The organism is Coleofasciculus sp. G1-WW12-02 (assembly GCF_040219735.1).
Taxonomy (GTDB): domain Bacteria; phylum Cyanobacteriota; class Cyanobacteriia; order Cyanobacteriales; family Coleofasciculaceae; genus Coleofasciculus.
In genome coordinates this window covers 28,608-43,387 of sequence record NZ_JAVJRX010000034.1, presented here as the reverse complement: position 1 = coordinate 43,387, position 14,780 = coordinate 28,608, and the positions used below count along the sequence as shown (strand labels likewise).

12 protein-coding genes are annotated in these 14,780 nt (G+C 45.9%); 4 read left to right on the top strand and 8 right to left on the bottom strand.

Features of this window, described 5'->3' with window-relative positions:
• Positions 1-8 precede the first annotated feature (8 nt).
• The 3 genes from trxA (at position 9) to RID09_RS04795 (ending at position 4,566) form a co-directional block, all read left to right on the top strand.
• Positions 9-410, top strand: a complete 402-nt coding sequence (gene trxA, locus RID09_RS04805; protein ID WP_446334813.1) for a thioredoxin — start codon at positions 9-11, stop codon at positions 408-410.
• 296 nt (positions 411-706) lie between these two features.
• The gene (locus RID09_RS04800) at positions 707-2,761 is read left to right on the top strand and encodes an NAD(P)H-quinone oxidoreductase subunit 5 (protein ID WP_446334812.1); all 2,055 of its coding nucleotides are present in this window, start codon (positions 707-709) and stop codon (positions 2,759-2,761) included.
• 200 nt (positions 2,762-2,961) lie between these two features.
• On the top strand, positions 2,962-4,566 hold the full coding sequence (locus tag RID09_RS04795; protein WP_446334923.1) for an NAD(P)H-quinone oxidoreductase subunit 4: 1,605 nt from the start codon (positions 2,962-2,964) through the stop codon (positions 4,564-4,566).
• Between the two features lie 176 nt (positions 4,567-4,742).
• Here RID09_RS04795 and RID09_RS04790 read toward each other — a convergent pair whose 3' ends face one another.
• Positions 4,743-5,606, bottom strand: coding sequence for an Rpn family recombination-promoting nuclease/putative transposase (locus tag RID09_RS04790; protein WP_446334811.1), 864 nt, complete (start codon positions 5,604-5,606; stop codon positions 4,743-4,745).
• A 178-nt stretch (positions 5,607-5,784) separates the two neighbouring features.
• Positions 5,785-7,332, bottom strand: a complete 1,548-nt coding sequence (locus tag RID09_RS04785; protein WP_446334810.1) for an alpha/beta hydrolase — start codon at positions 7,330-7,332, stop codon at positions 5,785-5,787.
• Between the two features lie 327 nt (positions 7,333-7,659).
• Between RID09_RS04785 and RID09_RS04780 the strand changes: the two genes are divergently transcribed.
• Positions 7,660-7,911, top strand: coding sequence for a hypothetical protein (locus RID09_RS04780; RefSeq protein ID WP_446334809.1), 252 nt, complete (start codon positions 7,660-7,662; stop codon positions 7,909-7,911).
• A 158-nt stretch (positions 7,912-8,069) separates the two neighbouring features.
• Here RID09_RS04780 and RID09_RS04775 read toward each other — a convergent pair whose 3' ends face one another.
• The 6 genes from RID09_RS04775 to acnB form a co-directional block, all read right to left on the bottom strand.
• Positions 8,070-9,266 (bottom strand): macro domain-containing protein, encoded by a 1,197-nt coding sequence (locus RID09_RS04775; RefSeq protein WP_446334808.1) that lies wholly within the window; start codon positions 9,264-9,266, stop codon positions 8,070-8,072.
• 9 nt (positions 9,267-9,275) lie between these two features.
• Positions 9,276-9,914: a DUF4433 domain-containing protein gene (locus RID09_RS04770; RefSeq protein ID WP_446334807.1), complete on the bottom strand. Its 639-nt coding sequence runs from the start codon at positions 9,912-9,914 to the stop codon at positions 9,276-9,278.
• A gap of 389 nt (positions 9,915-10,303) precedes the next feature.
• Positions 10,304-10,759 (bottom strand): nucleic acid-binding protein, encoded by a 456-nt coding sequence (locus tag RID09_RS04765; protein WP_446334806.1) that lies wholly within the window; start codon positions 10,757-10,759, stop codon positions 10,304-10,306.
• An 8-nt stretch (positions 10,760-10,767) separates the two neighbouring features.
• A complete protein-coding gene (locus RID09_RS04760; RefSeq protein ID WP_446334805.1) occupies positions 10,768-11,151 on the bottom strand; it encodes a hypothetical protein in 384 nt (127 codons plus the stop codon).
• 50 nt (positions 11,152-11,201) lie between these two features.
• Positions 11,202-11,849 (bottom strand): Uma2 family endonuclease, encoded by a 648-nt coding sequence (locus RID09_RS04755; protein ID WP_446334804.1) that lies wholly within the window; start codon positions 11,847-11,849, stop codon positions 11,202-11,204.
• A gap of 213 nt (positions 11,850-12,062) precedes the next feature.
• On the bottom strand, positions 12,063-14,669 hold the full coding sequence (gene acnB, locus RID09_RS04750) for a bifunctional aconitate hydratase 2/2-methylisocitrate dehydratase (protein WP_446334803.1): 2,607 nt from the start codon (positions 14,667-14,669) through the stop codon (positions 12,063-12,065).
• Between the last annotated feature and the right edge of the window lie 111 nt (positions 14,670-14,780).

Here is a 14,780-nt window from a genome sequence, read left to right as displayed (position 1 = left end):
GAGGGATCATGGTGTTGTCGGTGAACGAGCAGACGTTTAAGCAATACGTTTTAGAAAACTCCAAGATGGTTCTGGTTGATTTTTGGGCACCTTGGTGTGGGCTGTGTCGCCTAATCCAGCCAATGTTGGAGGACGTACAGCAGGAATGGAGCGATCAGATTGAAGTCGTGCGGGTGAATGCGGATAATAGTCTTAGGCTTGCCAGTGCCTATCAACTCAAATCTTTACCCACCTTGCTCTTATTTGAGAACGGTCAGTTAGTGGAGCGACTAGAAGGCTTTCAAGGACGAGATGACTTGCGCTTAGCGATTCAAAACCTGATCGGGAACAGTCAATCACAGTTTTCAGCATCCATGGGGCAAAGTTTAACTCATACCGCCTTAGAGAGTGCAACTCAATCAGCCGCCTAGTAAAAGCAGAAGGCAGAAGGTTCCAGGGCAGAAGGCTCCAATGCTGTAAAGTTTATGGTATCTGCTTTTTGGCTTATGGTTAACGGGTGGTTATTTGAAGGTCGCTGCACTGAACTATTCGTGTTTTTGAGGTATCACTATCAGTAAAATTAATCAACCCAAGAGTTTCCTTATAGAATAAGTATTTCTACTTGAGGTTGGCTCACACCGAGCCAACTTTCTTTTTGTATAGGTATATGTCACAGTTGTTAACGGTTTGTCAAAATAGTAAAGAAATCTAAAGTAAGCTGTCTTCCATGGAATCGCTTTATCAATATGCCTGGTTGATCCCGGTCTTGCCCTTGGCAGGGGCAATGCTAGTCGGCTTAGGGCTTATCTCATTCAACAAAACCACAAATCAGCTACGGAAGTTATCCTCCGTGTTCGTCGTCTCCCTGCTGGGGGCGGCGATGGTGCTGTCGTTTGCCATATTCTGGAGTCAATTTCACGGACATGAACCGTTTACCCGTACCCTGGAATGGGCGGCGGCAGGGAATTTCCACCTAATGATGGGTTACACCATCGACAACCTAACGGCGTTGATGTTAGTCGTCGTTACTACCGTCGCATTTCTGGTCATGGTGTATACCGACGGCTACATGGCACACGACCCCGGTTATGTGCGCTTCTATGCCTATTTGAGCCTGTTTAGTTCCTCGATGTTGGGTCTGGTGATTAGTCCCAACCTAATACAGGTTTATATTTTCTGGGAACTGGTGGGCATGTGTTCGTACCTACTCATCGGATTCTGGTACGATCGCAAAGCCGCCGCCGATGCTTGTCAAAAAGCCTTTGTCGTTAACCGGGTGGGGGACTTTGGTCTCCTTTTGGGTATTCTGGGGCTGTACTGGGCAACCGGTAGCTTCGAGTTTGATGTCATGGGCGCCCACCTGGAAGCCTTTGTCGAATCCGGTTATATTAGCACCGGACTCGCCGCCCTGTTTGCCGTATTAGTCTTTTTAGGACCGGTTGCCAAATCTGCTCAATTTCCCTTGCATGTTTGGCTTCCTGACGCGATGGAAGGTCCTACCCCAATTTCCGCACTGATTCACGCCGCCACTATGGTTGCGGCTGGGGTATTTCTGATTGCCCGCATGTACCCCGTGTTTGAAAATATCCCTGTGGCGATGACAGTTATTGCCTGGACGGGAGGATTTACCGCCTTTTTAGGGGCAACCATCGCCCTGACCCAAAATGACATCAAAAAGGGTCTGGCTTATTCAACCATCTCCCAGTTGGGCTACATGGTCATGGCAATGGGGATTGGGGCATACAGTGCCGGGTTATTCCACCTGATGACCCACGCTTATTTTAAAGCCATGCTCTTCCTCTGTTCCGGTTCTGTGATTCATGGTATGGAAGCCGTGGTCGGTCATGATCCGGATTTAGCCCAAGATATGCGGCTGATGGGAGGATTGCGGAAGTATATGCCGATTACCTCCCTGACGTTTTTAATTGGCACTCTGGCAATTTCTGGGATTCCTCCCTTTGCTGGATTCTGGTCAAAGGATGAAATCTTAGGCAGTGCCTTTAACGCTTCTCCAGGACTGTGGGTTGTCGGTTGGCTGACGGCTGGACTTACTGCCTTCTATATGTTCCGCATGTATTTCATGACCTTTGAGGGCGATTTCCGAGGTAATATCACCAGTATTAAGGAGCAAATTAAAGGGGCAGTGGCTGAACCTGCACCCGCTTTTGGACCTGGTGCCATGGATAGGCGGGAATTAGAGGCTGAGGATCATGACCATGGGCATAGTGAGTCTCCCCATGAATCCCCTTTAACCATGACCTTACCCTTACTGTTACTCGCTGTCCCCTCAACGCTGATTGGTCTGGTGGGGATGCCCTTTGACAACTACTTTGAGGAATTTATCCACGCCCCTGGAGAAACCGTGGCGGAAGTGGTGAGTCATGAAGCGGCGTTTAACTGGAGTGAGTTTGTGGTTATGGCAGGTTCCTCAGTGGGGATTGCCCTAATTGGCATTACCGTAGCATCGCTGATGTACCGGATGCGTCAAATTGACCCCGCCGCGATCGCGAAAAACTTTACACCGCTTTACAAGTTTTCTCTCAACAAGTGGTATTTCGATGATCTTTATAATCGGCTGTTCGTACAGGGAAGTCGTCGCCTAGCCCGCCAGGTGATGGAAGTAGACTACCGTGTGGTCGATGGTGCGGTTAATTTAACCGGTTTAGTTGCCCTGATCAGTGGTGAAGGACTCAAATATCTCGAAAACGGTCGCGCTCAATTCTATGCGCTAATTGTCTTTGGGGCAGTTCTCGGTTTTGTGATTGTTTCTGGGTTGTCTTGATAATTTGGTAGGGGCGGGTTTGACTCCTATCGTTTCTTACCTCACAACAAATGTGAATCGCACCCGCCCTGACTTGACCCTTCACGACCTTTGAGGGCATGGTTTTGACCCTTCACGACCTTTGAGGGAACCGGGTTTTGAGTTCTAACCATACACTATGAACAATAAACCATAAACTATGAACCATGAACCATGAACTAATGACTGATTTTCCTTGGTTAACTGTAATTATTCTGTTTCCCATCGTCGCTTCTGTCGGCATTCCATTATTGCCGGAGAAGAATGGCGTCTGGGAACGCTGGTATGCCCTGATTATTGGGCTGATTGATTTTACGTTGATAGTTTGTGCCTTCGTCACAAAGTATGATTTTGCCAATCCGGGACTGCAACTGGTTGAGAAGTATGCTTGGGTGCCCACCCTAGACTTGAATTGGTCGGTAGGGGTGGATGGCTTATCGATGCCTTTGGTATTGTTAACGGGGTTTATGACGACGTTGGCAATCCTCGCGGCTTGGCCCGTAACCCTGAAGCCTAAGCTGTTTTACTTCCTGATGCTGGCAATGTACGGCGGTCAGATTGCCGTGTTTGCGGTTCAGGATATGCTGTTGTTTTTCCTAGCGTGGGAACTGGAGTTAATTCCGGTTTATTTGCTGCTTTCGATTTGGGGCGGCAAAAAGCGGCTGTATGCGGCAACGAAGTTTATTCTGTATACGGCAGGAGGATCGCTGTTTATTTTGATCGCGGCGTTGGCGATGGCATTCTATGGGGATACTGTCACCTTTGATATGCGATCGCTAGCTTTAAAGGATTATGCCCTAAATCTGGAACTGTTGCTGTATGCGGCGTTTCTGATTTCTTATGGGGTGAAGTTACCGATTTTCCCCTTACATACTTGGTTACCCGATGCCCATGGAGAAGCCACCGCCCCGGTTCACATGTTGCTAGCGGGGATTCTGTTGAAGATGGGCGGATATGCCCTAATTCGCATGAATGCCGGGATGTTACCCGATGCCCATGCCTATTTTGCCCCAGTGTTGGTAATTTTGGGGGTGGTGAATATCGTTTATGCGGCATTAACCTCTTTTGCCCAACGTAATCTCAAGCGCAAGATTGCCTATTCCTCGATTTCCCACATGGGCTTTGTCTTAATCGGGATTGGCTCATTTACCGACTTGGGTTTGAGTGGGGCGGTGTTGCAAATGGTGTCCCACGGTTTAATTGGTGCGAGTCTGTTCTTCTTAGTCGGGGCAACCTATGACCGAACCCATACCCTGATGTTGGATGAAATGGGGGGCGTGGGTCAACGGATGCGGAAGATTTTTGCCATGTGGACGACTTGTTCCATGGCGTCTCTGGCGTTACCGGGGATGAGTGGCTTTGTGGCAGAGTTAATGGTGTTTGTCGGATTTGCTACCTCGGATGCCTACAATTCCACATTTAAGGTAATCGTGGTCTTTTTGGCAGCCGTTGGAGTAATTCTCACGCCGATTTATCTGCTGTCAAATCTGCGGGAAATCTTCTACGGTTCGGAAAATAAGGAACTGGTGGAACACGAGGTTTTGCAGGATGCGGAACCGCGTGAGGTGTTTATTATCGCTTGTTTGCTGGTGCCGATTATTGGCATTGGCTTGTATCCCAAGCTAGTCACGCAGATGTATGACTCGACGACGCAGCAGTTAACCGCCCGGTTGCGCGGTTCGGTACCGACGTTGGCTGAAGGAAATCCGCCTACAGTATCGATGGTAGCGCCGAAAATTGGAGGACGCGATCGCGTGGGGTTAGAGGTTCCGCCTCCGGTGCGTTAGCGCTGCTGGGTTGAATTTGAGGTAGGGGTACGGTATTACCGTACCTCTATTTTTTTGACAGTTCTTGCTAGCCTAAGAGAAAAGGGTGACCATAGTAAATTATGTGGAGTAAAGTTGTTAATTAATGCAAACGGGTCGCCCCTCCAACTTACACTTTGTTTATACAAACTCAAGATTTACTGAATTTCCTCGCGCAACTCTCGCACAGTTTCTAGATTTAATCCTGTTGTTGCAGCTATTGCTTCATCATCCATTTGAGGGATTAATTTCTCCGCAATTGTACGTTTTTCTTCTTCTCGACCTTGTTGTATCCCTTGTTGCATCCCTTCTTCGCGACCGAGAGCAACCGCTCCTTGCTGATCATAAATAAACATTTCTCGACGCTCAAAATCTTCGAGTTCATCACGGCTGAGGTTAGCTTGGTTGGCGATTTCAAAGGCTCGGTGAAGTTCCGGAATGTTGTCCATATTGGTGGGAACCTGATCAAGAGAGCGTGCTGATTTGATAAAGTAAATCCATTTATCAGTAATGGTTTCCAGTTGTTCGATGTCTTTGGTAAACTTTGGCAATTCAATGAACACCAGTTCAATATCGTTTTCGGGATACACGTAACCATCGGATACTTCTCGATAAACGAAGCGAGAGGTAAACGAATGGCGATGGGGAAACATCTCAAAATCTGTTAGGGTTAGAGCGATAACGGGTTTAAGCATTCGGTAGCCTTCTCCCTTTTGCAGTTGAAAGGCATAGGTTTTGGCGGCGTTGAATAAGACTCTCTTGCCAAAGGATTGCACATTCAGGACTTGCATTTCGATGATCACCAAGGTGCCGTTGTTGAGTTTTGCTTTAACATCGAGATACGTGTCTTTTAATCCTTCAATTTTTGGCGGTAAATTGGGATTGATGATGTCTAGGTCTTCAATGGTAGGGTTACCGTCATAAATCAAGGCATTCAGAAAACTGATCAGAATGTCTTTACTTTCAGCAGAACCAAATATTTTCTTGAAGGCGTAGTCGGTTTTGGGATTGATAAAGTTCATACTTGGATTAAAACTATAAGTGATGAAATAGAATCAATAGACATAGGAATCGCCTAGGGTTAGAGGTAGAATTAGACGCGATCGCGTGGGGTTAGAGGTTCCGCCACCTGTGCGTTAGCGCTTCTGGTTTCAAGTAGGGGTACGGCAATGCCGTGCCTCTATTTTTTTGACCTACCCATTATTGCTCTGAATTGCCGACAAATCTCTGAATGGCATGAAAAAACTGGTTGTGTTCCAGAGAGATTCTGATATTGTGACCCGCATTTTCAATCAGCACCAGCTTTTTGTCTTGTGCCGCACAGTAGTAGTAGAGTTCTTGCCCTTCAGCAACGGGAATTACTGTATCTTTTCTTCCATGAATAATTAGAGTTGGGATAGTGATTTCTCCCATCTTCCGCAGATTGCCAAAAATATCGCCATTCACCCCTACTTCTCCCGCCGAGGTATTCAGATAAGACAATTGAGGAAACTGCTGGGCAAAACCACTTTCAATAATTAACCCCGCCAGTTGAGTTTCGGCTTGCCTTGACACTTCGATCGCGGCGGCACTTCCCAAACTTCGCCCTAGAACATAGAGTCGCTCTTGGGAAAGCCCTTTTGACTGCAAAATATCACCAACCTGATTAAAGATAGTTACCGCATCAGTTAACACATTATTCACTGTTGCTTGACCCTCGCTGGCACCATTACCCCGGTAATCAAAAACCAGCAGTGTGACTCCAATCCGCCGATATAACTTGGCAATAGAATTACAATCGGCGGCTAACTCATTAATATTAGGGAAATAGAGAATAACAGGTGCATCAGTTGCTGCTGGGTAGAGGATTCCTCGAACTTTGACCTGAGAGTCAACAGCGACAGCCACTGGGTAGAGTTCGAGGGGCGTAATCTGATTATTCAGGCGGGGACGTAATAGTAACTGCAATAGTGAGGCTTCGTCTAAAACTAATTTACCGAGGACAAATTTCTGGATCGCTTCAAAGTATTGCCACACCCCCATGCGGATCAAGGTGTTGTGACCGGCATTTTTAATCCGGATCAACTGCTTATTTGGGGCGGCACAAGAGTTGTATAGTTTTTCTCCTTGTTGGAGAGGAATTAAGGAATCTTTCTCACCATGAATAATCAACGTTGGTATAGAAATGCGGCTGATTTTTTCGGTATTACCAAATCCCAAACGCTCATCCTCATTACCTCTACCCCGCCAGCTAAGGCGTTTGAGCAGGGCGAAGGTATCGGCAAAGCCACTATCAATAATCAGTCCGGCTAATTTATCTTGAGCGCGATCGGCAACAGCAATGGCGGGGACACTACCCAGGCTGCGCCCCATCACGTAAAGTCGTTGGGGAAACAGTTGATGCGCCGTTAAGATTTTACCAAAAGCAGCGAATACCTTGAGGGAATCAGCCAGGAGATTAGAGGCGGTGGATGTCCCATCACTTTTACCATAGCCCCGATAGTCAATCACCATCATGGTAATGCCCAAGACAGTGAAAATTTTGGCGATGCTATCGTATTCAGCCGCAATCTCACCGTTGCCATGAAAAAATAGAATAGCCGGCGAATTGCTGGCGGCTGGGTACAATCGTCCTCTGAGAAAGAGTCTCGGTTCGACTTCAACGTCAATGAGATAGATATTTGGCGATCGCGGCTTACCCGTTGTATCCGGTTTGGGATGGAACAGGACTTGCAAAATATCGCGTTGGTCGAGAAGGGGATGCACCATATAGTAGCGGTTTGCTGCTTTGTAGATATTTTATCTTGCTTCTACCAGTAAGGTAGGGAACACTCCATCCTACGCGCCCTGTCTCAATCCTAGAGTTTGGGAGGGTAAGGTGCGATCGCACTTCCTAAACATCACGGCTGTGTTTCTTCTAGCATCGACTCTTTGACTGAATGTTCCCACTAAAGTAGCGTTAAAACTTAGCGTCAAGTATTGACAATTGACAAATGTTGTGTATTGCTCTTTAATCAGAAAAGAAAAAGCGTTAGTACATCCCCGCCAAGAGACTGACTAACGCCCTTTCCTTTGTTCCTTACGGATAATCTAATCATGCCATACAATTTCAATCAAATCACTTACCGAGAGCGACTAACTCCCTGGGCGATCGCTCAACTCCTACCCAATATGCAACGAACTATCGTGGGTCGGTTTCGCAGTCGGTCTGATGCGGACGGTCACTTGGGGTGTCTGCGTCAGCTTATACCCCATGGGTCGTTTGTCGTGGTATTTGACCCGCAACCGGATGAGGAAACGGTATCTGTGTCTCTAACAACGGCGCAAAAAGCGGTTATTGGAGGATGAGGGGAGGCGATCGCATGTTCTGGATGGGTGAGTGCGATCGCTAGTTAATTCTCTTGACACCATCGTAGGGGCGCATAGCGATGCGCCCTTAAAAATGGGGGGTGAAAGGCAAAGAGAGTGTCACCCTTTCTCATAGCCACCTATAGTTCAAATAATTTTCAGTAAACTAAATCAAGCTCTAGCTGTGTTTCTTTGGTTGGAGCTTTTGGCTGTTGAGAACTCTTCACATCAAGCTCTCCAGTATTATTAGCTGCATCACGCATAATTTTTTTAACATATGAAGTTGATAACTGACCCCCTGTACCCTTGCGAAAGACTAGATCATTTAATTCTGAATCTCCACGAATAGATTTAATTTCTTGCCATAATGACGCTGGAATTACTTTACCAAATAACGTCACTTGCTCTTTGTCTTCATGATTTTTGAATTCACACCATTTCAGCTTACATAAATCACTTTCTTCTAAGCCTAGACGCTCTTTAAGCAAGAACATTACGTGATTGCGTTGGTTAGTATCCACCGCTAGCTTAGTTTTGGCTTCCGGAGCCGAGATAGTACACTCTGTTTCGGTATTTTCGCCATTAACCTGATTGTGTATAACAGGCTCTTTTGCGGCAACTTGCACTACCTCAAATGTATCAGCGATTGATTGATTTTTTTCTAGTGCATCAGTATCCTGATACACTTCAGAATTATATTTTACAGCAATTGAATACAAAAATTTGAAGACTTCGTTATAAGTTTGCTTTCCCACACCCGCAATTCTTCTTAATTCTCGAAATCGTCTGATAGGCAGTGAATCTAATATTTTGGTCGCAATGTCCTCTCTAATTCCCAATGCAGAAATCCAGAAGCAATCCTGCTTATTATTCACCAAGTCGGTCATAATGCCTTCTATTCCACTGGCTTCTGATTCTTGATCAAGGCATATATACACATCTATGTTAATCTCTTGGAGAGTTGCTTCAATTACAGCTTTCACATCATTCCAATTAAGACCACCATTTTCACACCCTAGTTTAGGAAATGCAATTGATGTAATTCCACCCCGATCATAGTTTTGCCTAAAATAATATAATCCTTGTTGTATCCATTCAATTTTTGACGGATATTTCCAATGGTTTTTGGTAGGAAAATTCATAATCCATGGTGTTCCATATCCCCGATAAAGATAGGGTCTACCAACTTTGACAGCTTTTCGCTTACAGCGTTCTACATAATCCTGATACATTTCTGGAAAGCGTAACTGACACTCCAGCGCCAGTCCTGCTCCCATAACACCTACACAATTAACTGTGTTGACAATTGTTTGTACTCCTACATTAAAAACGGTAGTGTCAGTGTACTTAATCATTGGAAATCCTCAGAAAAATAGTTCTGGTTTTACCTGTACTGAAATAGTAAGAGAACGGGGTATTGCCCGGAAATATTTTATAGTTTCATGGATAGTCGAAAGTTGATTGCCTGAGTAACATAATATACTAACAATATTTTTAACATCTAGTTTAGGGTATACTAGCACCTCAGCACACTTGATACGTCTTCCATCTGGAAAATCCGACCAGTTTAAGGCATTAATAATGTTCCAACGAAGATTATCAAGCATGGCTACATCATTATAAAAAATTGTGCCTTTCGATGCTGCATTGCCATCTGAGAAAACAGTATTAGCTTTAAAAATTACATCAGGCTTAATCCCGAGAATCACGATATTTTCCTGTATCTCTCTTCTTCGGTACAGCATTGGATTTCTTGGAGAAAAGTATAGAGGCACATAATTATGTAAAAACCTATTATAAATAGTATCTTTTTTATCATCTCTGCGTCTTTGAACTTCTGGATCAGAAATATCCATCATGACTAATCCAAGGCGGTGAGCTTCCTTGTGTGACAGCAATCCATGTTCTAATATGGAGCGAAGATTACTGATAGCTGTCATGTGGTAAAGATATTTAATATTGTGCTTGCGAACGTATTCTACTTCATCCATCCCTTCTTCCATTCTTGGATGACTGGTTACGAGTGTATCTACTGCCCTGTAGTCAGCTACTTCTTTATTTGTCGCCTGATTTACCGCTTTATGGAAAGACGATAAAGGCGTGAAGCTCGCCTGTCACAGACTTCATCAGTATAACTCTCTTTGGTCACTTTTGGAACATTAAAGGAGATCTAAAAGGGGAATAAGGGGAGGTGATGTTGTTATGTTTCTCCACAAACTTGAGAAATACGCCCTAAGACACTATGGATATTCTGTCTCACGTCTTCATTTTTAATTCGCAGCAATCGCAGTTCCCGTGCAGACAGAACGCGATCGCGTTAAGCTTTTACTCTCGAATCCGAATTCGATAAACTTCTACTTAAATGCCATATTTCACTACCTTTACAAAAACATTACTGAATTAGTCGCCATTCACGGGCATCAACGAACTGAGACAGATGCCTCACATTAGTTGTAGCAACTATCACATCATTCCCCTCCTCTTCCACCAATATAGCCTGAGCCGCCAAAATCACATCCCCATCGAGTGCTTTGGAATCTGCCGTTGGTTTTCCTCTCCTTCGTGCTTCTGCCCAAAGTTCAGCCGCTTTGAGCATTACTGCTGTAGTAATGGGATGGTAGGTAAGTACAGCTTTGAGTTGATCTAGTCGCCTGATACCTGCCACCTTACCTGCGCGAAGCAATTCACGCCGAACTTCGTAGTCTGCGATTTCTGGCAATATTACTGTGTAGCCCTTTGGTTCCAAAGAATCAAAGCAACGTTTACATTCTTGATATATAGGAGATTTAGCTTTAGGAGTTGTCACCATTCCTAAAAGACCAGAATCTAGCAATACTATTCTGCTCATAGAATGGTTTAGATAAATACCGGATCTTCTTCTAGTGCCTTACGGAGAATTTCAGCAGTTTCTGTTTGCTCCTGTTCATCTCCCTCTTCTTCCCATTGCCTAAGCAATTCACTCAGCGCAATCTGTCGTACTGATTTCTTTACAGGATCAGGATTTTTTATTTCATCTATCGCCTTAACTGAAGCCTGCGATCGCACTGGTTTCATGGTGATGCTTTCACGGAATAGGCGCACGATTTGCAGTAAGTTCGGTAAATACTCTTCTGGCGTTTGCTGAATTTCAAGAATGAGCTTGGCTAAAACGTGATTGTCGCTTACAGCAGAGTTGTCTTCTTGGGAACTGCTTTCGGTACTTGGTGTGTTGGCTACATTACTTAAGTCTTGCTCAGGCATGGTTTTCTCCTTGACTTCATCTTTCCCTACCTTAACAACCCACTGAAATGTTATGCTCCTGTAATTTGTTCCCGTACCCAAGCTCGAAAAGCTCTCATCGTCTTATTCCTACCCTCAGTCTTTACCTGGCTCAAATATTGGGGAATTACCTCAACAAGTGGTAGGTTAGGAAAAATCGGACTAAACCCTGACTCGATATACTGCCCATCCTGTAATACATTAATCTGTAACTTGCCCTTCTCAAATCGCCAAAGCTCAGGCACTCCTAAAGCTTCATAAATACTCGGATGAGTGCGAGACGTTACATCTATCTCTAAAGCTAAGTCTGGAGGGGGATCAACGGATAAGTCTAATCGTTCTTTTCCTCTTACTGCGGCTTCATTTTGAATATAAAAGCAGTTATCGGGTTCTATGCCTTTGAGCATATCCCCATTTTTAAAGGTAGTAGAACCAAGCGGATAAAAATCAATATCTAGTTCTTCCAGGAGAATTTCAATAAAGTTACTGATAAAGAGCTTCCTGGTTTCATGCTCTGGTAAGGGCGTCATAATTTCTAATAGTCCGTTCTCATAGGCGACTCTTGACGCCCGATGTTCTCCTAACTCTTCTAAAATAGTTTCAAATTCTTGCCAGCTTACATCCTCTAGAAAGACTTTATGACCGGGTGGTATATTAAATCGCTTTAATTCCAATAGCATACTTTATAAAAATTAAACAACAATTTAGGTGGGCATTGCCCACCCTACTACACTGGCAAGGTTAAAACGTTGGTCAAGTATTTTCGCCAAACCCTTATGAGAGTAGCTATCCAGAAAAAATTTACCCACAATTTTAACATTGCCGATGTACTACTTTATCGCTTGTTCCCCCTTCCCTTGAAGGGAAGGGGGTTAGGGGGTTAGGTTTTTTACCTATCGCGCCGCTGTCGGCATCCCCAAAATATCCTCAATCTTGGGCATTTCTTCCAACGGAATCACTCGTCCTTCATCCTCAAACCCAGCAATTTGATCGAAATTCAAATACCGATACAAATCACCAGAAAAGGGATTCAATTTCTCCGTCACAATCGCCGTATATTCCTCAACTGTGGGAATCCGTCCCAACAGCGCACAAACGGCGGCTAATTCCGCAGAACCTAAATACACTCGCGCACCTTTGCCCATGCGATTATTGAAATTTCGAGTCGAGGTTGAAAATACCGTCGCCTCATCTTCAACTCGCGCCTGATTTCCCATACATAGAGAACATCCTGGCATTTCTGTCCGTGCATCCGCAGCGGCAAAGGTATCATAAATCCCTTCTTCCCGCAGTTGCTTTTCATCCATTCGGGTAGGCGGACAAATCCAGAGGCGCACTTTTACCTTTCCTGCACCTTCTAAGACTTTGGCAGCCGCGCGATAATGTCCGATATTGGTCATGCAAGACCCAATAAACACCTCATCAATTTTGTCTCCGGCACATTCGGACATTAATTTGACATTATCTGGGTCATTGGGTGCGGCGACAATGGGTTCTGTGATTTCGTTCAAATTGACTTCGATAATATCGGCATACTCAGCATCGGCATCCGCAGACATTAACTCCGGATTTGCCAACCATTGCTCCATTTTAGCCACACGGCGCATAATGGTACGAGCATCTTGATAGCCTCGCGCTGCCATATTTTTCAATAGAGCAATATTGGAACGCAGATACTCGGAAATCGTTTCTTTACCCAGCTTAATGGTTGAGCCAGCACAAGACCGTTCTGCTGTGGCATCAGTGAGTTCAAAGGCTTGTTCAACTTTTAAATCGGGTAAGCCTTCCATCTCCATAATCCGTCCAGAGAAGACGTTTTTCTTATTCTCTTTAGCAACGGTTAATTTGCTTTGTTGAATCGCTACATAAGGAATCGCATTGACAATATCCCGCAGGGTGACTCCCGGTTGCAATTCACCCGTAAACCGGACTAATACGGATTCGGGCATATCTAATGGCATAGCCCCCAAAGCCGCTGCAAATGCGACTAACCCAGAACCGGCGGGGAAGGATATGCCTAGGGGGAATCGGGTGTGGGAGTCGCCACCGGTGCCTACGGTATCGGGTAATAACATCCGGTTTAACCAGGAGTGAATAATCCCATCCCCTGGACGCAAGGCGACACCACCGCGAGTGGAGAAGAAGTTGGGGAGTTCTTTGTGGGTGGTGATATCCACGGGTTTGGGATAGGCGGCGGTATGGCAGAAACTCTGCATGACTAAATCGGCGCTGAATCCCAGACAGGCGAGTTCTTTGAGTTCGTCCCGTGTCATTGGACCGGTGGTATCTTGGGAACCAACGGTGGTCATTAAGGGTTCGCAGGAGGTTCCGGGGCGCACTCCGGGTAATCCGCAGGCTTTGCCCACCATTTTCTGTGCCAAGGTAAAGCCTTTATCACTATCCTCTGGCATTGTGGGACGAGTGAAGAGGGTGCTGGGGGCTAATCCCAAAGCCTCACGGGTTTTATCGGTGAGACTCCGCCCGATTAACAGGGGAATACGCCCACCGGCGCGGACTTCATCGAGGATGGTTTCGGGTTTGAGTTTAAAGGTGGAAATGACCTCTCCGGCTTCGTTGGTGATTTCGCCTTTGTAGGGGTGGATGGTAATTACCATTCCGGTTTCCATCTGGGTGACATCGCACTCGATGGGTAATGCCCCGGAGTCTTCGGCAGTGTTGAAGAAGATGGGCGCGATCGCACTTCCTAAAATATACCCGCCTGCGCGTTTATTGGGAACGTAGGGAATATCTTCCCCAATATGCCAAAGTACGGAGTTAATCGCTGATTTACGGGAGGAACCTGTACCGACAACATCCCCAACGTAAGCCACAGGATAGCCTTTTTCTTTCAGCTTGGCAATGGTTTCTAACCCATCCGGCATCCGGGATTCTAGCATCGCCAAGGCGTGTAGGGGGATATCCGGGCGGGTGGTGGCGTGGGTGGCGGGGGAGAGATCATCGGTGTTGGTTTCTCCCGGTACTTTGAATACGGTGACGGTGATGGCTTTGGGGAGTTTAGCACGGCGGATAAACCAATCGGCTTCTGCCCAAGCATCAATGACCTGTTTGGCGTAGGGATTGACATCTGAGAGGGCGAGGACATCGTTGAAGGTATCATACACCAAGGTGATTTTACTCAGTTCGACGGCGGCTTCTGATGCTAAGGGGTTGTCAGGGGATTTGAGTAAATCGACTAGGGATTGGACGTTGTAACCGCCTACCATTGTCCCCAAAAGGTCTACGGCGCCTTGGTGACTGATTAGGGGACTGGTGATTTCGCCTTTGGCAATGGCGGTGAGGAAGCCTGCTTTGATATAGGCGGCTTCGTCAACACCCGGAGGAACGCGATCGCGAATTAGGTGCATTAGGGTTTCTTTTTCCCCCGGTGGCGGGTTTTTCAGCAGTTCACACAGTTCAGTGGTTTGCTTGGCGTCTAGGGGTAGGGGGGGAATGCCGAGTTCGGCGCGTTCTGCAACGTGTTGGCGATAGGCTTCTAGCATTCTAGTTGTCTCCTCTCTAAGCGTTTGCTGGCATTTTGGCAGTTAAGGTTAGAATTTTTCAAGTGCGGTTGTTCTGTTCTGTCTGCCTGTTGCATAGATAAAGGGTACTGT